Annotated in this window: 18 protein-coding genes and 1 tRNA gene; 16 read left to right on the top strand and 3 right to left on the bottom strand. The window is 46.0% G+C overall.

Going from position 1 to position 21326, the window contains the following annotated elements:
* Positions 1-176 precede the first annotated feature (176 nt).
* Complete coding sequence (locus Q1A08_RS09590) at positions 177-617, top strand: Hsp20 family protein (protein ID WP_299772242.1); 441 nt, start codon at positions 177-179, stop codon at positions 615-617.
* A 184-nt stretch (positions 618-801) separates the two neighbouring features.
* Positions 802-1839 (top strand): hypothetical protein, encoded by a 1038-nt coding sequence (locus Q1A08_RS09595; RefSeq protein WP_299772244.1) that lies wholly within the window; start codon positions 802-804, stop codon positions 1837-1839.
* 26 nt (positions 1840-1865) lie between these two features.
* Here Q1A08_RS09595 and Q1A08_RS09600 read toward each other — a convergent pair whose 3' ends face one another.
* Positions 1866-2855, bottom strand: coding sequence for a helix-turn-helix domain-containing protein (locus tag Q1A08_RS09600; protein ID WP_299772246.1), 990 nt, complete (start codon positions 2853-2855; stop codon positions 1866-1868).
* A gap of 272 nt (positions 2856-3127) precedes the next feature.
* Between Q1A08_RS09600 and Q1A08_RS09605 the strand changes: the two genes are divergently transcribed.
* From Q1A08_RS09605 to Q1A08_RS09655, 11 genes are all read left to right on the top strand, one after another.
* Entirely contained in the window at positions 3128-4993 is a 1866-nt protein-coding gene (locus Q1A08_RS09605) for a beta-ketoacyl synthase (RefSeq protein WP_299772247.1), read from the top strand.
* 149 nt (positions 4994-5142) lie between these two features.
* Positions 5143-5727: a helix-turn-helix domain-containing protein gene (locus Q1A08_RS09610; protein ID WP_299772249.1), complete on the top strand. Its 585-nt coding sequence runs from the start codon at positions 5143-5145 to the stop codon at positions 5725-5727.
* Between the two features lie 126 nt (positions 5728-5853).
* Entirely contained in the window at positions 5854-6243 is a 390-nt protein-coding gene (locus Q1A08_RS09615; RefSeq protein ID WP_299772251.1) for a carboxymuconolactone decarboxylase family protein, read from the top strand.
* Positions 6244-6257: 14 nt separating this feature from the next.
* Positions 6258-7622, top strand: coding sequence for a hypothetical protein (locus tag Q1A08_RS09620; RefSeq protein WP_299772252.1), 1365 nt, complete (start codon positions 6258-6260; stop codon positions 7620-7622).
* A gap of 177 nt (positions 7623-7799) precedes the next feature.
* Positions 7800-7884: transfer RNA gene (locus Q1A08_RS09625), tRNA-Leu, on the top strand.
* A 96-nt stretch (positions 7885-7980) separates the two neighbouring features.
* Complete coding sequence (gene tig / locus Q1A08_RS09630; RefSeq protein WP_299772254.1) at positions 7981-9294, top strand: trigger factor; 1314 nt, start codon at positions 7981-7983, stop codon at positions 9292-9294.
* Positions 9295-9567: 273 nt separating this feature from the next.
* On the top strand, positions 9568-10191 hold the full coding sequence (gene clpP, locus Q1A08_RS09635; protein ID WP_299772256.1) for an ATP-dependent Clp endopeptidase proteolytic subunit ClpP: 624 nt from the start codon (positions 9568-9570) through the stop codon (positions 10189-10191).
* Between the two features lie 257 nt (positions 10192-10448).
* Positions 10449-11738 carry an ATP-dependent Clp protease ATP-binding subunit ClpX gene (gene clpX / locus Q1A08_RS09640; protein ID WP_299772257.1) on the top strand — a complete coding sequence of 430 codons (1290 nt, stop codon included), beginning with the start codon at positions 10449-10451 and terminating at the stop codon, positions 11736-11738.
* A 239-nt stretch (positions 11739-11977) separates the two neighbouring features.
* Entirely contained in the window at positions 11978-14395 is a 2418-nt protein-coding gene (lon, locus tag Q1A08_RS09645; protein WP_299772259.1) for an endopeptidase La, read from the top strand.
* A 277-nt stretch (positions 14396-14672) separates the two neighbouring features.
* On the top strand, positions 14673-14984 hold the full coding sequence (locus Q1A08_RS09650) for an HU family DNA-binding protein (RefSeq protein ID WP_299772261.1): 312 nt from the start codon (positions 14673-14675) through the stop codon (positions 14982-14984).
* A gap of 176 nt (positions 14985-15160) precedes the next feature.
* A complete protein-coding gene (locus Q1A08_RS09655) occupies positions 15161-17038 on the top strand; it encodes a SurA N-terminal domain-containing protein (protein WP_299772263.1) in 1878 nt (625 codons plus the stop codon).
* Between the two features lie 44 nt (positions 17039-17082).
* On the opposite strand, the gene Q1A08_RS09660 is transcribed toward Q1A08_RS09655, so the two are convergent.
* Both Q1A08_RS09660 and Q1A08_RS09665 read right to left on the bottom strand, forming a co-directional pair.
* Positions 17083-17379 (bottom strand): hypothetical protein, encoded by a 297-nt coding sequence (locus Q1A08_RS09660; protein WP_299772265.1) that lies wholly within the window; start codon positions 17377-17379, stop codon positions 17083-17085.
* A 199-nt stretch (positions 17380-17578) separates the two neighbouring features.
* Positions 17579-17998, bottom strand: coding sequence for a tetratricopeptide repeat protein (locus Q1A08_RS09665; protein ID WP_299772267.1), 420 nt, complete (start codon positions 17996-17998; stop codon positions 17579-17581).
* 242 nt (positions 17999-18240) lie between these two features.
* On the opposite strand from Q1A08_RS09665, the gene rmuC reads away from it, so the two are divergent.
* Genes rmuC through Q1A08_RS09680 form a run of 3 tightly spaced genes read left to right on the top strand, consistent with a single transcriptional unit; the run spans position 18241 to position 21326 of the window.
* On the top strand, positions 18241-19842 hold the full coding sequence (rmuC, locus tag Q1A08_RS09670; protein WP_299772269.1) for a DNA recombination protein RmuC: 1602 nt from the start codon (positions 18241-18243) through the stop codon (positions 19840-19842).
* A gap of 12 nt (positions 19843-19854) precedes the next feature.
* Positions 19855-20808 carry an AEC family transporter gene (locus Q1A08_RS09675; RefSeq protein WP_299772271.1) on the top strand — a complete coding sequence of 318 codons (954 nt, stop codon included), beginning with the start codon at positions 19855-19857 and terminating at the stop codon, positions 20806-20808.
* A 56-nt stretch (positions 20809-20864) separates the two neighbouring features.
* Positions 20865-21326 (top strand): DUF2489 domain-containing protein, encoded by a 462-nt coding sequence (locus Q1A08_RS09680; protein ID WP_299772273.1) that lies wholly within the window; start codon positions 20865-20867, stop codon positions 21324-21326.

Raw genomic sequence — 21326 nt, forward strand, 5'->3', positions numbered from 1 at the left:
CTTGTTGGCGTCTCGATTAAATTTTAACACGCCTCTTGATATCCTACTTTATAGCCCCATATAGATAGTAAGCCCGCCTGATGGGGGCTTACTAACCAGACAGCAATGGCGCTGTCTCCTTGCTAGGACTGAAAGTCTAGCAACTATAGATATTGCTTATTTAAAGGATATTTCTTATGCGTAATTTTGATTTGACGCCACTATACCGTTCTTCTATTGGCTTCGACCGTATGGCCAATATATTAGACAGCTTGAGTGCTACCGAACAAAACCAGCCAAGCTACCCACCGTATAATATTGAGCTGACCGGTGAGGATAAGTATCGAATCACCATGGCAGTGGCCGGTTTTTCGGAAGCAGAGCTAGGTATCGAGGTAGAAGAAAACAAGTTGTCGATTTCTGGCAAAAAAGAGCCTAGCACAGAGGATAAAACCTATCTGCATCAAGGCATCGCCGCCAGAAATTTCGATCGCCGCTTTCAATTGGCGGATCATGTTCGAGTTGAGCATGCCCATATAGAGAATGGCCTTTTACATATCGACTTACGCAGAGAAATACCTGAAGCGATGAAACCACGTAGCATCGCAATTTCTAAGACAGGCTTGCTGGAGTCGTAAAGATCTCCCATTGGCCTTAAAAAAGCCTGTACCTTTCGGGGTACAGGCTTTTTTTGTGAAACTTGTCTCATAGGGTGATTGTTTTTGCCATAGAGCTTGGCGGCTTTCGCCTATTATAATTTGTCACTTAAGACGTTAGGGTAGGCCCCAGTTTTTAACTCTTAAAATATTATAGTGACATGTTATGAATGCCACAGCCATAGCCGCAATTTTGTTATCTTTGTGTGTTTTTTGTTCGGTTTCTTATGCCCAATCTATTGAGCAGGAAATCAAAGCCACACAGCAATCCATCAAGCAGACCCAAAGACGCATCCCGCAAATGGACGCCCTTGCAGAAGAGCTAGAACTCGAAATACAAGGCTTTTCGCGAAAGCTTGACTCAGCTGAGCAAGATCTAGCTAAATCCAATCGCGATGCTGCAACTACTCAATCCGCCTTGCAGACGACCAAGTCTGCTCACCAAGCACAAGCTTCACAAGATACTGATCGTGCACTGCGCAAGGCTGAGCATGCTTATGCAATGGCTGAACGAGGAGTTAAGAATCGCAGTAAGCGGGTAGAGCGAATTCAAGGCAAATATCAGGAATTGTTGCTGAGCAAGGAGCGTTTAGCGCAACAGCGTAAATCACTCAGCACGCAATTAAATACGCAGAATTCAAAGCTGAAACAGCTTCAGAAAAGTTTAGTCGAACAGCAAAAACAAGTTCAGTTAGTCGCACTGGAAGATCAGCGCGCTAAAGAATTGGCTGAGCAAAATCGCGCACAGCAATTGGCCGCTCAAAGGCTAGAAAGTGAGCGACGAGAGGCTGAGCTAAAGCAGGCGACTATTGTGCAAACTATGGCTAAGCAAGCGGCTGCGCAAAAAAGCGAGCCAAATGATTTGAGCGCTGAATATCAGGCCGCTAGATCTAAAGCTGAATCCTTAATGGTTTCGGTTACGCAGGATATTGAGAGCAAACCCGGGCGCAAGCCGCTCTATAAGCGCCTGACCTTAAAAGGGCAAAAGTTAATCACAGTGCCCTTTGAATTTATGGGAGCAAACTACTATCGAGCTGAGACCCGGATAAGCTCAGGAGATCAGTTTTTTGAAGTGTCAAAAAACCGCTTTAAGCGAAATTTACCTGAGGCTGACGACGGCCAGGTCTATGTATTTATCTATCAGGCGAAATCGGCGTCTCGAGGCATCTTAAATTATTACAAAAAGTCTCTGCTTGAAAAGTAATCGCTGGGCTCAGCATTGCTGAGCCTTTATTGATTGGCAGAGAAAAGCTTAGCTCGCACGGTTGTGCGATATTCGCTCGGTGTGGTTGCTAAGAGCTTTTTGAATAGACCGGTAAAATGCCCCATATCTTGATAGCCAACCCGAAAAGCAATTTCATTGATGGACAGATTGCTGGTCTTGAGTAGATCCTTTGCCGTTTCAATGCGTACTTCTTGCAAGTATTGTAGCGGCGATTTACCCGTTGCTCCTTTAAAGCGGCGATTGAATGTTCGCACGCTCATATCAAACTTCTCTGCGACATCACTTAGCTTTACTTCTTTGCCGTAATTGTCTTGCAGCCAAATCTGAGCTTGCACAATATCTTCATCGGGGTGATTGTTTGAGCAGCCCTCAAAGAATCCGCTTTCCTCGTATGAGCGTCTGATTTCATGGGAGAAATGACGCTCTACATGGTTTGCTGTAGGGCGGTCATACAATCGCTGAATAAAGTGAACGGTCAGATCTGCCAGGGCATTTACACTGGCTGCACAATATAGATTCGAAGCTTGGGTAATAAAATACTGCCGCTTTAGCTGTACTTTTGGGTAATCCCTTTGAAACTGATCGAAATAGTGCCAGTGTGTGGTGGCCGGTTTACCATCCAAAAGACCTGCCTCGGCCAATAGGCAGCAGCCTGTTCCAACTGCACTGATGGTGGCACCACTCTCATAATGTTGGCGCAACCAGCTTAAAAGTTGAGGTTGCTTTCTCATTAAGGGGCGAGGGTTTCGCCATAGCGCGGGCAGGTAGATCATATCGCTTTGATCAACCTCAGGTAAGCTGAGGTCAGGTTGAAATGAGAAGCCAGCTCGAGTGCTAACCGCCTTTCTTTCGATCGCAGCCGTTTGAATGGTCAGCCTTTCTGCATTGCGGTTTTGTGCCAGTGCGGCCGATTCGGCTGCGCGCAGCATTTCAATAGGCAAGGTGGTGCCGGTCGCTAGCATGTGGTCACATAAAACAAAGGTAATCGTTGGCACAGTTAACTCCTAACACTCAAATTACTGGGCTAAATGCTTTGAAAATGGCATGAAAATAAATCATGGCCACTATGCCTGTAATATTGGCTAAAGTTGCCCCTGGGTGGTTATGGTTATTCTGGTCTTAATTATTGCTATATTGGCCAAAAAAGCTCATAAATGGAACGAGTGGCGCTTTTCCCGAAGGTGCTGGCTGAAATCACAAAATTATTGCGTTCATAGATTCATAAAATAATCCCTTCAGTTGTCTCTGCAAATAATTGGGGTTGTCTATGTCAAAGCTGCGTTTACCTGTCATTGTTTCAATGGGCGGAATCAATGCCGCTGGTCGCAGTTCGGGTCATCATGCTTATCGTCGAATGGTGTTTGATAAGCTCGATAGCTCAATGCAATACGATACCTTAAGTTCTTTAGCCTCTATGTGTGGGCTTGAGCTGACAGAAAGCTTCTCGGTAGAGCAACAGCAAGATGTTTTGTCGCGTACCTTGATTCGACAAGTTGAGCAGAATCACTTTGACGTAGAAAACTTGTCTTGGATGACGCCTTTGGATACCCATGACCGGGCTGGAAAGGCCATGGAGTTTGAGTGTCGTCGTAAGCAGCTGCCTCGTGATTTACCGCCTAATTGGGTGGTTCAAGATCTCGCTGACGACCGGGTTAGCGTTAGAATGGAGGGGCAAGGGAGGTTATTTGTTCCAAATACTCGCATTGCTCCAGTACAGTCTGCAGGACAGCTGCCGACAGGCTTCGACCCAGCTAATTTATACCCTTCGCGCTTTCATCCACGTGGCCTACAGATGTCGGTAGTGGCGGCTTCAGATGCTTTAAATAATATGGGCCTAGCATGGGAATCGTTGTGCGCTGCATTACCAGCTGATCAGATTGCGGTCTACTCCGGTAGCGTCATGGCGCAACTTGATGACAATGGCTATGGCGGCTTACTGCAGTCGCGTATGAAAGGTGGGCGGGTTAGCTCTAAGCAGTTACCTTTGGGCTTAAATACCATGCCTGCCGATTTCGTAAATGCTTATGTTTTGGGAAGCTTAGGCGCTACCGGCAGTGTAACGGGGGCCTGCGCGACCTTCTTATACAATTTGCGTATGGGAGTGGAAGACATTCAGTCCGGTCGTCGTCGAGTGGTCTTTGTGGGTAATGCTGAAGCCCCGCTAACTTCAGAGGTATTTGAAGGCTATGGTGCAATGAGCGCTTTAGCTACGGACGAGGGCTTGCGTAAACTGGATGGCAGCGATAAGGCGGATCACCGCCGTGCTAGTCGGCCCTTTGGTGAAAACTGTGGTTTCACTTTAGCCGAGTCGGCGCAGTACATCGTGTTGATGGACGATGAGCTCGCTATTGAAATGGGCGCTGAAATATATGGTGCGGTAAGTGATGTATTTATCAATGCGGATGGCTATAAGAAATCTATTTCCGCTCCTGGGCCTGGCAACTATATAACCCTGGCGAAATCGATGGCGGCCAGTGCTGCTTTGTTGGGTGAATCCAGCGTTCGGGATAGAAGTTACATTCAAGCGCATGGTTCAAGTACGCCTCAGAATCGTGTGACGGAATCGCGAATCCTCGACAAAATGGCCCGCAACTTTGGTATAAATTCTTGGCCTGTATCGGCAGTAAAAGCCTATGTCGGTCATTCACTGGCTCCGGCCAGTGCCGATCAAATGATGGCCGTATTAGGGCAGTTTGCGCATGGCTGGTTGCCAGGCTTAAAAACCAGCGGGGCGATTGCTGATGACGTTTATCAAGACAACCTGAATTTTCCTCTGGATGATATAGAGCTGCCAGATAGGGACGTTGCGTTTATTAACTCCAAAGGTTTTGGTGGTAATAACGCTACGGCGGCTGTTGTGCATCCGGCCAAAGTTGAGGAAATGCTATCTAAGCGTTACGACAAAGAAACCATGAATACCTATCAAGCTAAGTTGGAGCAAACGCGTGAGCAGCGAGCCCAGTATGAAGCATCGGTAAGCAAAGGTGATTGGCAAGTGCGTTACCGTTTTGGTGAGGGCATGATCGAAGAGTCTGATCTGGATCTACAGCGAGATTCCTTGCGCATTCCAGGCTGGGATAAAGTGATTGAGCTACCAAGCTCAACGCCATACGACGATTTGAGTTTAAGCTGAGCTCGTCACTCTTTGTACATTCGTCACTCTTTGGTCTTTAAGCACTCTTCGTAGTAGGGCTTGTAAATTGCAGTAGCTAGTCGTGTGACTAGCTCAGCTAAGACATCCAAGGTTATACTGTCCCGCAGTTAAATCTAGGAGAGGCTACTGTGTCAGAAACGGGAGATAAACCCCCTGAGCTTGATAGCTCTGAGGCTGGCCTGCCCTTAGGTCGTAGGTTACAACTTTTAAGGGAGCGCAATGGTTGGTCGCAGCGTGAATTGGCCAAACGTTCAGGTGTTACCAATAGTGTTATCTCCACCATAGAGCAGGGCCGGGTAAGTCCTTCTATCAGCTCTCTGGAAAAAATTCTTTCCGGCTTCCCTGTATCCTTAAGAGAGTTTTTTACTTTTGACCCAGATGCTGAAGCGCCAGTGTTTTTTGATGTTGAGGAAATGGAGCCGCGACAGTTTGAGGGCTTGCAGTCACGTCGCCTGTTTGCACACCAGGGGGTTGCGGTCACCCATGTGGTGTATCAAGGCTCCTTAGGTGAAATGGCTAGCTCTTCGCCGAGTCTTTACCAGCGTGATGGGATGACAGTTGGGGTAATTATATCGGGGCAATTAGAGGTTACCGTCGGTGGCCAGGTTAGATTGCTCAATGCTGGAGAGGGATATCAGTTCGACCAAAGCCGCCCTCATTGCATTCGTAACCTTAATGAAGAAGAGTGTGTTGTATTATCGGTAAGTTGTTAAACTATGGCGCCTCTGCATAGTCAGAGTGGGCAGAAGATTATTAAATATAGCCCAGATACCTAATAGCCCTGATACATAGTAACAGGCACCTGAGCAACAACCATAGCAGCTAACAAGAGAGATAATATGAGCAGTAGACGCCAACGCGGTGAAGAAATTCGCCGAGAAGTAATGAGCGATCCATTTGTTGACCGAGCGCTAAACAATACCTCGGATTTTGACGCCCCTTTGCAGGAGCTGGTAATGGAAACTGCGTGGGGAACTGTATGGGATCGGAATGATTTACCGCGTGCTACTCGAAGTCTAGTTACTATAGCTATGTTAGCAGCAATGAAATGCTCCAATGAATTAAAAGGGCATGTACGTGGCGCTTTGCGAAATGGCTGTACGGTAGAAGAAATTCGCGCAGTCTTACTTCACGCCGTTCCTTATATAGGTGCTCCAGCTAGCTTAGAGGCTTTTCGTTCGGCTCGAGAAATCATTGAAGAGCATGAGCGTGCTCAACAGGCTGAATAATAGAATACGCCTTTATGTCCGTAATGGTAGAAAATCCCGCTGACTATATTCAGCAGTGTATGTCTTCAGGTTTGAGCTCAAGCTATCGTTTTTGCTTTGAATTTGAAAATACGCTGCTTGAGTCAGAGTCGCCACAAAAAGAAGTGTACCAGGCTCTACTTTATAAGCAGGGTGAGCGTTGGCGGATAACCATTGCCCTAATTGATAATTTGGTTGGCGAGCATAATGATCAAATAAGCGCTTTGGAAAATAGCCTAGCCGTCGATGGCCCCTGGCTCTTCAAAACGGTCAGCATCCCTAAACCTTGGGGGCAAGAAATCTGGTATAGCGCTTATGAGCAGCGTGGGGTTTGTCATTTAGCTGACAATAATCAGCAAAGCGGTGTGCCCGTGCATTTATGGCTTTATCTCTTTCCAGAATTGCTAAGACCCTCTAAAGAACTCAATTTACTTAAAGTTCTTGCGCCGTTTTCTAGTCCTTTGCTTGGTGAGCTTTATTTTGAAGTGCATGAGCAAAAACAGGAAGTTTACGTTGTAAGCCATATCGACGAGACAGCCTGGCCGGATGGTGTCGCGCAAATGCGTTTTGGTTTTTGTTCTGAAAAGCAAAAACAGTTTCCTTCTTTTGCGGCATTTAAAGCGGCCTATTTATCTGCAGTAAAGCGTTATGAGGGCTTACGCAAGCAAATCGATGAGGCCTTGCAAGATCAATTTCAAGCTGCGTTTACAGAAAGTGACGAACAAGAAAAAAGTGAATATCTAAAGCACTTACCAGAAGCTCTGCTGCGCAAGGAGCAGCTGCTGGCCGATGAGATGAGTGCTTTTATTGCAAAGCGACCCCTGCATTTGGGGGATGTTATTCAGGTGCCTAAGTTGCTGCCCCATGGCTTATTGCACGGCGTGAGGGTTGTTGAATTTCAAACTCCTGTGTACGAGCGACTTATTTTATCGTTTCGACAAAAAGTATTGACCCAGGATGACTGGGATACCGAGCAGGCACTGACATTATTGGCTGAGCCTCCAGTGAGCCAGGGGATGCAACAGGGCGTTTGCAAGCTTAGTACTCATTTCGATGAGCTGGTAAATTTAGAGCGAATTGTTGAATTTGATGGCTTTGAGGTCTTTCGTTTAAGCTTTTTACAGGCCGCAGAGCTAGGAGTGGCCGAGTTGTTAGGGCCGGTGATTGGCGGAAATACGGATTTTGGTAATATTTTATTGCTGGCTTTACATGAAGTTTCCATTCAGAGCGGTTCGGCTGAATTATTTTTGCAGCCGGAGGAGGGAGCATGCCTTCCTGTCTGGAAAAATTTCTCTGAAAATTCTATGCAATTAAAGGCTAAAAAAGGCTCAATTGTGCTATTAAGTCGCCCACTTTCATAAATTTTGACCATAGTTTAATAATTTTTTCTTCTTGGTGTTGATCCTTCAAAAATAGTGTGGCAGTATTAGCACCCCTTTGGCGCAGAGCGCTTTGAATTCAAGTAAAATAATGTTTGAAATCAAAGACTTACGTGCTAATATAGCTCATCGCTTATAAAGCGAGAGCCCACAAGTAATGCGGACGTGGCGGAATTGGTAGACGCGCTAGATTTAGGTTCTAGTATCGCAAGGTGTGAGAGTTCAAGTCTCTCCGTCCGCACCATTTTTCTAGAGATTTGAGGCTTTAGGGAGTTGCCCTAAGGCTTTTTTGCGTTCAGCGCTCTCAGGTGGCGCAAGCGCTCATTGTGAGAGGAACATCATGCAGGTTTCAATCGAAACAACTACCGGTTTAGAGCGTCGCTTGACTGTAGGCGTGCCAGCAGAGCAAGTCGACAGCGAAGTTGAAAATCGCCTGAAGCAGGCCGCTAAAACCGTACACCTAAACGGCTTCCGCAAAGGTAAGGTACCTTTGAAAGTAGTTAAGCAGCGTTTTGGTGCTGGCGTTCGCCAGGAAGTTTTGGGCGAAGTGATGAGCCGCAGCTTTTACGAAGCTGTTCAACAAGAGGGTGTTAACCCTGCTGGTCAGCCTGCAATTGAGCCCAAAGAAATGGGTGAAGGCAAAGATATCGAATTCGTAGCGACCTTTGAAGTTTATCCTGAAATCGAGTTGGCTGATGTTGCTGGCATCGAAGTTAGCAAACCAGTAGCTGAAGTTACTGATAAAGATATTGCCAACATGATTGAAACTCTGCAAAAACAGCAGGGTACGTTCAAAAATGTACGCCGCAAAGCGGTTAAAGAAAACCGTTTGAATATCGACTTCGTTGGTACTAAAGATGGCGAAGAGTTCGAAGGCGGTACAGCTGAAGGTCAGGAGTTGGTATTGGGTTCCAATAGCATGATTCCTGGTTTTGAAGATGGCCTTATTGGCGCCAAGAAAGGTGAAGAGGTTGTTCTAGATCTTACCTTCCCTGAAGACTACCAAGCTGAAGAGCTAAAGGGCGCTGCTGTACAGTTTACTGTTAAGGTAAACCAAGTAGCCGCACTAGAATTGCCGGAGCTGGATGAAGAGTTCTTCAAGAAGTATGGCGTTGAAGAAGGTGGTGAAGAGAAGTTCCGCGAAGAAGTGCGCAACAACATGGAGCGTGAGCTGAAAAACGCCGCTAAAAACAAGGTTAAAACCCAGGTTATGGATGGCTTGTTGAACGCTAACTCTGTTGATGTTCCTAAAGCTCTTGTAGCTTCTGAGATTGACGCATTGCGTGGTCAGATGATGCAGCAGTTCGGCGGTGCCGCTGAAAATATGGATCTAAAATCTATCCTTCCAGATGATATGTTCACTGAGCAGGCTGAGCGTCGCGTTTCTCTTGGCTTGATCGTTGGTGAGCTGGTTAAGAAGGAAGAGTTAAAAGTAGATGCTGACGCTGTTAAAGCGATGGTTGAAGAAATGGCTTCTACTTATCAGGATCCAGAAGAGGTTGTTAACTACTACTACAGCAACCGTGAGTTGTTGGCAGGTGTAGAGTCTGCGGTATTAGAAGATCAGGTTGTTGATTTCATCCTAGACAAAGCCAAAGTAGAAGACGTTAAGAGCGAATACGAAGACGTAATTAAGCCAGAAGCTCAGGCATAATTATTTTTAGATCGTTTCGTGATCAAGACGCCGGCATTATGCCGGCGTTTTTGTTTAAGCTTTAGGCATAATTGAATTTTTATGACTGAAAACTGGCATAGTTGCGATCTTGCAGTTAAGCTCAAGGTAGATTATTGCCGGTAACGCCCGAGGACTTCAGTGTGCGCTGCCGTGGCCGATATAAGAATCAATGGCAGCTAATGCCCAGCCAATCAGTTAATCAGGCAGTCGCATCAAGGTTTGCCAGGTAACAATAAGGAATCTGAAATAACAATGTCCAATATCGACACTATTAATCCGCTTTCTCCAGTAGCCAGTGGCTTGGTGCCTATGGTGGTTGAACAAACCTCTCGTGGTGAGCGTTCTTATGACATCTATTCCCGCCTTTTAAAAGAACGAGTGATCTTTCTTGTTGGGCAGGTAGAAGATCATATGGCCAATTTGGTGGTGGCGCAGTTGTTGTTCTTGGAAGCTGAAAACCCAGACAAAGATATTCATCTATATATCAATTCCCCGGGTGGCTCGGTTACTGCTGGCATGTCAATCTACGATACCATGCAGTTTATTAAGCCGGACGTGAGCACTATGTGTATTGGTCAAGCGTGTAGCATGGGTTCGTTCCTATTGAGCTCTGGTGCGCCAGGTAAGCGTTTCTGTCTTCCCAATGCTCGTACCATGATTCACCAGCCAAGTGGTGGTGCTCAGGGGCAGGCAACCGATATTCACATTCAGGCGCAGGAAATCTTGAAGATTAGACAGCGTTTAAACGAAATATTGGCTAAAAATACCGGCAAGTCGGTCGATCAAATAGCTGAAGACACTGAGCGCGATAACTTTATGAGCGCCGAAGAGTCTCAGGAGTACGGTTTGGTCGATCAGGTATTGAGCGCTCGTTAAGCAACATTGCATTATAAATGTTGAATAGTGCGCCATTTATCTTTCTAAGACTAAGGTGGGCTTGAAAAAGCTAGTGAAAGCACTCATCTTGTCTGTACGAACACATATTATGGCAGGTGCCGGATGACATTCCGGTATATCGTATAAGATATCCGTTTATACGATTTTAAAGACGGAAGGTTAGCTATAGCGATCTTCCGTGAAACTTTCTTGAATAGAAAGGGCCATAATTACAAGGTCAAAAGTGGAGTGGTTTGATGACCGATCACACAAATGAAAATGGGGATGACAACGGCAAACTGCTGTATTGCTCATTCTGTGGTAAAAGCCAGCATGAAGTACGCAAACTGATCGCTGGTCCGTCGGTATTTATCTGTGATGAATGCGTTGATTTGTGCAACGACATTATTCGCGAGGAAATCCAAGAGGCGGCCGTAGAAGGTAACTCTGATACTTTGCCTACCCCGCAAGAAATTTCTTCAATTCTAGATCAGTATGTTATTGGCCAAAAGCGCGCCAAAAAAGTACTGGCAGTAGCGGTTTATAACCACTACAAGCGCCTACAAATTGGCGAGAAGAAGAAAGACAAAGATGAAGTTGAGCTGAGCAAGAGTAATATTTTGCTTGTAGGTCCAACCGGTAGTGGTAAAACCCTATTGGCTGAAACCTTAGCTCGACTGCTAAATGTTCCCTTCACCATTGCTGATGCAACGACACTAACCGAAGCCGGCTATGTGGGTGAGGATGTTGAGAATATCATTCAGAAGTTGCTGCAGAAGTGCGACTACGATGTCGACAAGGCCCAGCGTGGTATCGTCTATATCGATGAGATTGATAAGATCTCCCGCAAGTCTGACAACCCTTCTATCACTCGCGATGTTTCGGGTGAGGGTGTTCAGCAAGCGCTATTGAAGCTGATTGAAGGTACGGTAGCCTCTGTACCACCGCAAGGCGGTCGCAAGCACCCGCAGCAAGAGTTCTTGCAGGTTGATACCTCTAACATCTTGTTTATCTGTGGCGGTGCTTTTGCTGGCCTAGATAAGGTTATTCGTGATCGTTCTGAGAAAGGTGGTATTGGTTTCTCTGCCGAAGTGAAGAGTAAAGCTGACGATAAAGATTTTGGCGAAACTCTGCATGAGTTAGAGCCAGAAGATTTGGTGAAATACGGCTTGATCCCTGAATTCGTAGGTCGCTTACCGGTTATTGCCACCTTGGAAGAGTTGGATATCGCAGCGCTTGTACAGATTTTGACAGAGCCTAAGAACTCTTTGACCAAACAGTATAATAAACTGTTTGAGATGGAAGATGTTGAGATTGATTTTCGCCCAGATGCTCTCGAGGCGGTTGCTAACAAAGCTATGGTACGTAAAACCGGTGCCCGCGGCTTACGTTCTATTATGGAGTCTGTGCTGCTCGACACTATGTATCGAATCCCATCTGAAGATAGTGTGGTTAAGGTCGTGGTTGATGAGTCGGTTATTAAAGGTGAGTCAGAGCCCTTATTAGTGTACGAAACCAACGAACAAGCCGCAGCGGCAGAAGAGTAGCTGCTTAGATAGTTTGAATTAAAAGGGGTGCTAGTCACCCCTTTTTTTGTGCCTTGTATTTGATCGACTGTATTTGTGGGTACATACATGACAGCAGATACCTAATGGCGCTTAAAGGCGGCTCTGCTGGCTTGTAATTTGCTAAGTAGCCCCAATGATAGGAATATAAGGCCAAAAGACCGGCGCTTTGCGGTGCTGGGATACTGATGGTGAAATGTAGAGATTCCAAAGAGGCATAGATGGAACAGAGCAGTGAAGTAAGCACCAATTCTCTAGAGTTGCCACTATTACCCCTACGTGACGTGGTGGTTTATCCCCATATGGTCGTGCCGCTATTTGTTGGCCGCGAGAAGTCTATAGAAGCTCTTGAAGTTGCTATGGCGGCGGACAAGCAAGTAATGCTTGTTGCTCAAAAGGATGCTGGCGAGGATGACCCCAATATCGAGGGCATATACGAAGTCGGCACGATTGCCTCTGTATTGCAGTTACTGAAGCTACCTGATGGCACTGTAAAGGTGTTGGTAGAGGGCTCTAATCGAGCATCAATCAAGGCCATGCGCGAGGAAGACAATCATTACTTGGTTGAAGTTGATGCGCTTGAAGTAGACGAAATCGAAGAACGTTCTGCAGATGTGCTTATCCGGACCGCAATGGCTCAGTTCGAGCAGTACGTCAATATGAACAAAAAAATACCAGCGGAGGTAGTTACCTCACTGTCTGGTATTGACGAGCCTGGTCGATTTGCTGATACCATCGCGGCACATATGACTTTGGAGTTGCCTCAGAAGCAAGAGATTCTTGAGATCGCCGATATTCAAGTTCGTATCGAGCATTTGCTGGCTCTAATGGAAGCCGAATCCGATCTTTTCCAAGTGGAAAAACGTATCCGTGGCCGTGTTAAAAAGCAGATGGAAAAAAGCCAGCGTGAGTACTATTTGAATGAGCAGATGAAAGCCATTCAAAAAGAACTGGGCGATATGGGCGACGAGCCTAATGAGGCCGAAGAGTTAGAGGAAAAAATCAGCGAAAGTGGCATGAGTAAGGAAGCTGAGCAGAAAGCCATGTCTGAGCTTTCAAAGCTTAAGTTGATGTCTCCTATGTCGGCCGAAGCTTCTGTTGTGCGCTCTTATCTAGACTGGATCGTGAACCTACCTTGGAAAAAACGCAGTAAGGTACGCCATGATTTGGTACGCGCTGAAAAAATCCTCAATGATGATCACTATGGCTTAGAAGAAGTTAAAGATAGGATTCTTGAATACTTGGCGGTTCAAAAACGCGTCAAGAAAATCAAGGGCCCGGTGCTTTGTTTAGTTGGGCCGCCAGGGGTTGGTAAAACCTCTTTGGGCGAGTCAATTGCGCGTGCAACCAATCGTGAGTATGTAAGAATGGCTCTTGGTGGTGTGCGTGACGAAGCCGAAATTCGTGGTCATCGTCGAACCTATATTGGCTCTTTGCCTGGTAAGCTTATTCAGAAAATATCCAAAGCGGGCGTTAAAAACCCTCTATTTTTATTGGATGAAATCGACAAAATGGGTATGGATCATCGCGGTGATCCGGCTTCAGCATTACTCGAGGTTTTAGATCCTGAGCAAAACAAAGCATTTAATGATCACTATCTTGAGGTAGATTACGATCTTTCTGATGTGATGTTTGTTTGTACCTCAAACTCGATGAATATTCCTGGCCCGTTGCTTGATCGAATGGAAGTTATTCGTCTACCGGGTTATACCGAAGATGAAAAAGTAAATATTGCTGAGCGCTATTTGATTCCAAAGCAAATGAAAGCCAATGGCTTAAAAGATACGGAAATTAAAGTAAGCTCTGATGCCGTGCGTGATGTTATTCGTTACTACACCCGAGAGGCTGGAGTGCGTGGTTTAGATCGTGAGGTTGCCAAATTTTGCCGTAAAGTGGTTAAAGAAATCGTTAAAGCCGAAGTAAAAGGTTCGGTAACTGTTGATGCGGATAAGCTAGAGCATTATCTAGGTGTACGCAGCTTTGATTTCGGCGTTGCTGATGAGCAGAATCAGGTGGGTCAGGTTACCGGCTTGGCATGGACCCAGGTTGGTGGTGAACTATTAACCATTGAGGCTTCTACCGTGCCGGGTAAAGGGCGTATGGTTAAGACCGGCTCGCTTGGCGATGTTATGCAGGAATCCATTCAGGCGGCGACTACGGTCGTTCGTGCTCGAAGCCAGAACTTAGGTATTGTGCCAGATTTCCATGAGACCTCGGATATTCACATCCACGTTCCTGAAGGTGCTACTCCTAAGGATGGTCCTAGCGCCGGTATTGCCATGGCGACCGCACTGGTCTCGGTGTACACCAATATCCCCGTTAAAGCCGATGTGGCCATGACGGGTGAAATTACCTTGCGTGGTGAGGTGTTGCGTATCGGAGGTTTGAAGGAGAAGCTACTGGCTGCTCACCGGGGTGGCATTAAAACAGTGGTTATTCCTGCGGGTAATGAGCGGGATTTGAAGGAAATTCCTGACAATATTAAAGCTGATTTAGACATCATTCCTGTTAAGTGGATTGATGAGGTGCTTAAAGTGGCTTTGCAGGATGTGCCTAAGCCATACAGTGATGAGGAATACGCAAAATTGCGCGAAAAGCTCGACACTGGCGTAAAGCAAGAGTCAGCGAAAACCCATTAATAGCTGGGTAAATATTGAGCGATTAAAGGTTGTGCGATAGCGCTTTGCCGTTCACCGCTGGTTCAGCTTGAATGGCAAAGTTCTTGGATTTACTGAGGAATACCGCGCATTCTGTAGTAATTTGGTTATAAATTGCGCGGCTTTGCAAATTTAATAAACCTGTCCTTGACCCGTCCGACGGGGCTTTGGTATAAATCGCTATTCGTTTGCCCCATGCGGGCTGCTGATAAAAGTAAAGAGATTCTACGACAGGATTCTGAAGGATGATTAGCGTTCTTTGGGTCCTTACAGACCGAGTAACGTAAGAGGGGTTATTGTGAACAAATCTGAATTAATCGAAGCCATCGCTGCATCTGCGGACATTCCTAAAGCTGCTGCGGGCCGCGCATTGGATGCAATGGTAGATTCTGTAACTGGTGCTTTGAAAGAAGGTGACCAGGTAGTACTAGTTGGTTTCGGTACTTTCGCTGTTAAAGATCGCGCTGCGCGTACAGGTCGTAACCCACAAACTGGTGAGCCGATCGAGATTGCAGCCGCTAAAATCCCAAGCTTCAAAGCGGGTAAGGCTCTGAAAGACGCCGTTAACTAAGACTGGTGTTTTTCGATAAATCTACACTGCAGTGCATTTGTTTAAAATTCAATTCAGCAGTTAGATTTGTTTAGCGAGAAGGCGTGCTTAAAGAGCGCGCCTTTTCTCTTTGTATTACCACTATCAAATTGGCCACCACGATAGGTGAGCTCTAAGAAAGAATAAGCAGGCTGACCATGATTCAGAGTTTTCGTAACAAACTGCAAGGCATTTTTGCTGTTGTCCTTGTTGTGTTGATTTCAATTCCATTTGTCTTGTTTGGTGTTGATTCACTATTTACGTCGGACTCCAATCAAGGTGAGGCGGCTCAGGTTGATGGCGAAGCAATCACCGAAGTAGAGCTAAACCGTGGTATCGCGATGCAGAAGCAGCAAATGATCAACCGCTTTGGTGACCAGCTGCCTGCTGAATTTTTGACCGACGATCGTTGGAGAGCGCCGGTATTGGAGCAGTTGATAGATCAGAAGCTTCAGATTATTGCTGCAAAAGATAGTGGTGTAGCGGTCTCCGATGCTCGTATAGATCAAATGCTGCTAGCTGAAGAAGCCTTTAAAATTGACGGTAAGTTTTCACCGCAGCTATATCGACAGCGCTTGGCTAGTTTGGGTTATACCCCTACAAGCTACAAGACCATTTTGAAAGATGAGCTGGTTGCCGTACAGATGCGTCAAGGCATTGGTCTGACGGCTTTTGCAACCGACTCTGAGCTGACCAGTAGCTTAGTTCGTGCTGGTCAAACTCGAGATTTTTATTTTGCCACGCTTCCTAAGGCGAGCTTTGCCGAAGGTGCTGAGCCTGATCAAGCGGCCGTTGAGGCGGAATACAACGACAACTCAGCCCAATACATGGGGCCGGAGCAAGTCATTACTCAGCTAGTGGCGCTTGATGTTAACGAGCTTGCTAAGAATATCGAAATCAGTGAAGAAGAAGTTCGTGCTCAGCACGAGCAGGAAATCTCTGTTTTTGAAGGATCTGAGCGTCGTCGAGCAGCCCACATCTTAGTTGAAGATTTGGGTGATGGTATTGATCAAGCTAAGGTCGACGAGATCGCTGCTAAGTTGGCTGCAGGTGAAGCTTTTGAAGCCGTAGCAGAAGCTATGAGCGACGATATCTTAAGTGCAGAGCAGGGTGGCGATCTAGGCTTTACCGATGGTGCTACCTTCCCTGAGGCTTTTGAGGAAGCTTTGGCCAGCATGGCAGAGGGCGAAGTGTCCGCAGCTGTTACCACCGAAGCCGGCGTTCACTTTATCAAGCTTCTTGAAATTGATGCGCCACAGCCACCAAGCTTTGACTCGGTTAAAGATGAGATTCACGAGCGCTTGGTTCAGGATAAGGCTCTAGCTGAGTTCGAAGAGCTTACTCTGTCTTTTGAAGAGTTGGCTTACAATGCCGAGGACCTTAGTGAAGTGGCTGATGAGCTGGGCTTAGAGCTGCAAACTAGTGATTGGTTAAGCCGATCAGGTGCGGCAGGCTTATTGGGTAATCCAAAAGTTCTTGAGGCTGTATTCTCTGAGCAGGTTATGAAAGATCGCCAGGCGAGTGATCCAATTGAGGTCTCCGAGAATCAATTGGCGGTCGTGAAAGTCACTGACTATAAAGCACCAGCAGTTAAGCCATTGGCTGATGTTGAAGCTGAAATTAAGCTTAAGCTCACCAATGCGACTATTATCGCGCGCCAGCAAGAGGCAGCTGGAAGCCTGCAGGCAGAAGTTTCTGCTGGTACTGATTTAGAGGCAGCGGCAAAAGCTAAGGGTTATGACTGGAATGTTGTGATTGCTTCTCGCAAGGATAACTTCCAGGTAGAGCAGCAGTTATTGAAATCTGTATTTGCTATTAAACCAACAAGTTACCCAGCTTTTGAGCAGCTTTCTTTGGTCAATGGTGATATGCAGCTGATACAACTAAACGGTGTTACTGAGTTGGCCGCTAGCGAAGTAAAAGCCAGCGATAAAGAGCAGCTATCTGCTCAAATTGAGCAGGCCGAAGCGGCGCGAGATTTTGCTTCATTTCAAGATCAGCTAAAAGCTGACGCGAAAATAGAAATCTTCAACTAATAAAAAAGGCCAGCTTAGCTGGCCTTTTTTATAGCGCTGATGCATTAACTGCCTTGGCGCTCCTTATACTGGCGAATAATCTGGTTAAAGTTATTTGCCAAGCTTTGCATCTTATCGACCATGGCATTGTGCTGGCGTGTATTTAAACGCTTGCAGTTTAGGTAATGATCGACGTCAGCCATATATTGCTTAACTTCTTTCTTAGCCTTTACCATTTCAGGGGTAACCGCCGTTTCCGGGTTCGGTAACTGAGGTTGATTAGGTTCCGAGCAGGCGCTCCAACCAGGCTGAGAAATCATAATAAGTGTGCTAAAGGCAATTGCAGTTGTAATCTTTTTCATAACGGGCCTCGTTTAATGCTCTCCTGTTGTGTCACATGGCATCCTTGCAGCAGCGATGTTGTTCCACAAATCTTTGCTTAATCAAAAAATAGCAGCTATGGAGCGCTTAGCCAGTTTGACTATGCAGCTATTGACGAGCGGTAATATTGAGAAGTCAATAACGTGATTTCTGCGTCAAATCTGACTGGAATGCGACGGGCTAGCGTTTTAGGCGGGTGTTTTTGATGAAGAGACGGTATTTTGGCGCCAGCTTTTGGGTTTGTTTTGGGTCTAATTCTTCGGCTTTTTGAAAGTGTTTGGCAGCACTATTTTTATCCGCCGTTTCATAATAAGCCTGTGCAAGTCTGGTGTGAATAAAAGCCAGCTGGCCGCCTGGGCAATGCAGTGCTGAATTCAAAGCTTCAATGCTTTGCTTAAAGTTGCCAATTTTATAGTAGCTGTCGCCAATCGCGGTTAGCACCCAGGCGGCTTGTTGATACTGTGACTGGGGCTTTGGCAATATCAGCCAAGCCTGATAAAAAACCCGCAGAGCCGCTTCGAAAGACTGCTGGTCATAGAGCTGATAACCCTGGTTGCACAGTTCTTCAATTTGCTGGGCTGATTCGGCGCTTAAGCTCATAGATGTGTTTCTATCGTTTGTCATAGTGTTGCAATTGGGTTTTATGCTTTGGTGCACAATACAAGCCTATTGTATTGGCTTTGCTGCTACATGCAAAGCAAGCTGAGTTATACTAGGGCCAATTTTCTCAAACTGACTGTTGCCGCCCAAAGATAGCTGACAGTCAGGGGTATGGACTTAATAAAACAGCCTGCAATAGAGTCGACAGCTCTCAAGGCTTTTGCTGTTTAAATAGGATAAAAATGAAGTTACTTCCATTGAGTATTCTAGGTTGGCCTAGCCATCTGGTTTTTTTTGCGGCAGCCGTTTTCTTGCTGTTATTGCTGCTATGGCGTATTTGGCGATACCGTAAAAACCAGCGAATTGATACCGTGGCGCGCATGGAGCAGCAACAGCAATTTGAATTGCTCCGTGAGCAGGATCTTGCAAAGCTTGACGCTTTGCAATTGCAACTTATGGAACTGGGAAAAGAATCTGAGCTGATATTGCAAGAGCGTCAAGACCTTGCCGCAGAAAAGCACCAGTTACAACTTCAGAATGTCCAGCAGCAGCAAAAGCTTGAAATGTTAGAGCAGCAGCTAGCAACCTTGCCCGAAAAAGAACAGCAGTTGGTTCGGCTGCAAGCCAGTTTATCCAGCACGGAAACTAAGCTGCAGGAACAAAAAGAACATCATCAATCGCAAATGGCCTTTGTGGAGCAAAGTCGTCAACAGATGATGACTCAGTTTGAGGCGCTTTCTGCGAAAATCTATGAACAACAAGCCAAGAAGTTCAATACGGACAGTCAACAATCCCTGGGCCTGCTTCTAAACCCGCTAAAAACCCAATTGGGAGAATTTAAGGCTAAGGTGGAAGCGAGCCACGAAAAAGAGAGTGCAGAACGCCATATGTTGGCGGGTAAAATTTCTGAGCTTCAAAAGCAGACTCAGCAAATTGGCAATGATGCTATTAACTTGGCTAAGGCCTTAAAGGGCGAATCTAAGACTCAAGGTAACTGGGGTGAGTTGGTACTAGAGCGCTTACTAGAGGAATCAGGTTTACAGCGCGGGCGTGAATACGAAACTCAGTTATCACTACAGACCGAAGAGGGCGATCGCCGCTACCCCGATGTGCTCATTAGATTGCCGCAAGAGAAAGATATTGTTATCGATTCTAAAGTATCCTTGCTCGATTATGAGGCTTACTGCTCTAGCGATGATGAACAAGAAAAAGCTCTATTTTTGAAAAAGCATGTGCAGTCCATTCGTAACCATGTATCTGGGCTGAGTTTGAAGGAGTATGAAAAGCTAGAAGGGATTAGAAGTCTCGATTTTGTGTTCTTATTTGTGCCTGTAGAGGCAGCATTTATGGCTGCCCTGCAGGCCGATAATCGACTCTTTCAAGATGCCTATAACAAGCACATTGTTTTGGTAAGCCCGACCACACTGCTAGCATCGCTTCGTACGGTGGAGAATTTGTGGCGCCATGAGAAGCAGCATAAGAACGCCCAAAAAATTGCGGATCAAGCCGGTGCCCTGCATGATCAATTTATGATGATGCTGCAATCTTTAGATGACTTGGGTAAGCAACTAGATAAAACTCATGGTGCCTATGAAACTACGCGTAAGCGCCTATTCAGTGGGCGTGGAAATTTGGTAAAACGAACTTTGGATATCCAAAAGCTGGGTGCCAAAACAAAGAAGACACTTCCCGATAGCTATATGGATGAGCTGGAATCCAGTGAAGCGGAAAAAGATGAAACGGTTGTCCGGATAGAGGCTGCTCCATGTGGTAACTCTGAAGAGGCTAGCTCCGAAGTAAATAGCTCTACCGATATTAGCTCTAGCAGTGAGAAATCCCGCTAAGATAGCAATCGAATGTTAGAAGCCTTCAGTTTAGCGCTCTCTGTTACGGCACCGGTATTTATTCTTGTGCTGCTTGGTACGGTGCTTAAGTACTTTAATTACCTCGATGATGTCTTTGTCGCAAAGGCATCTGAGCTGATATTTTATTTATTTTTGCCCTGTCTTTTTTTCTTCACTCTGCTCGACACTGATCTGTCCACTTTTTTGTCACCAAGCCTAAGTTTGGTTCTGGTGTTGTTTACCATAGCGTTTTATCTGTTTCTTGAATTACTCGTTAAGTTTATCCCTTCACTTAAGTCTGTCGCAGGCGAGTTTTGTCAGTCCAGCTTTCGCAGTAATCTAGCCTTTATAGGGTTGTCATTTTGCGCTGGAGCATATGGCGAAGAAGGCTTGGCTAGGGCAGCTGTCTTAGTCGCTTTCGTAACCGTGGTATACAATATACTGTCTGTGCTTACCCTTGAGAGGCATCTCAATAGCTCCAATAAAAGTTCATTCCTTTCTTTGGTTCAACGTATCGCTAAAAACCCACTTGTTGTGGCGATTGTACTAGGCGTCGCTTGCAACCCTTTGGCTGAGCTATTTCCCAAGCCTATAAAACAGAGTGGATCTTATCTGGCCCAGATAACTCTGCCTATGGCCTTAATGTGTATCGGAGCAAGTTTAAGCATCAAATCTATGACGGCAGGGCAGAGTAAAGTGATCGCCCTGGTGGTGTTTCTTAAATTGCTATTGATGCCTTTATTGGCCGTAGTGCTAGTGTGGTATTTAAACTACAGTGCTATGGATATCGGAATTGTGTTTTTATTGTTATCGGCGCCTACCGCCAGTGCGAGTTTTGTAATGGTGGCAGCTATGGGCGGCGATGCCAGATTAACCGCAAACTTTATCGCGGCCACAACCGTGGGCTCTTTGTTTACGGTGAGTTTGGGCTTTGCGGCGCTCAACTTAGTTGTGCCTGCCGGATGAATTTATGGCACAATTCGTCCATTATCTTTGAATTAATTTCTTAATACGGCTAATTGATGTCTGTTTTATCTATCTTGTTTGTTCTTGCTGTACTCATCGTGATTGCCTTGGCAGCTTATGCTCTATATTTGCATCTGCAGTTGCGTAAACAGGAGCAGCGTCGAGAGATTCAACTGGAGGAGTTAAAGCAAGAGGCAGATAAGCAGCGTGATCGTATCAACAAGAGCATTCAAGTGATTGCTGCCGCCATGGGTGGGGATCAAATGACCTTGACTGAGGGCGCGATGAGGCTCTCTGTGTTGCTGCAAAGCTTAGGCTTAAGTGAGCAAGAACTTGAACCTTATTCTTCCTTGATTAAATTGGCCGAGGCAACGGCTCATATCCCGATTTTGGAAGATTGGAAAAAGCTTTCAACCAAGCAAAAACTGGCGTTTGATAAGCAAAGAGCTGAGCTTGAGGCCCAGTATGAGGACCTAGTGCTGGATTCTTCCAAGAAGCTGCTCAATAAAACCTTTTAG

This window comes from uncultured Pseudoteredinibacter sp. (assembly GCF_947500695.1).
In the GTDB taxonomy this organism is placed as follows: domain Bacteria; phylum Pseudomonadota; class Gammaproteobacteria; order Pseudomonadales; family Cellvibrionaceae; genus Pseudoteredinibacter.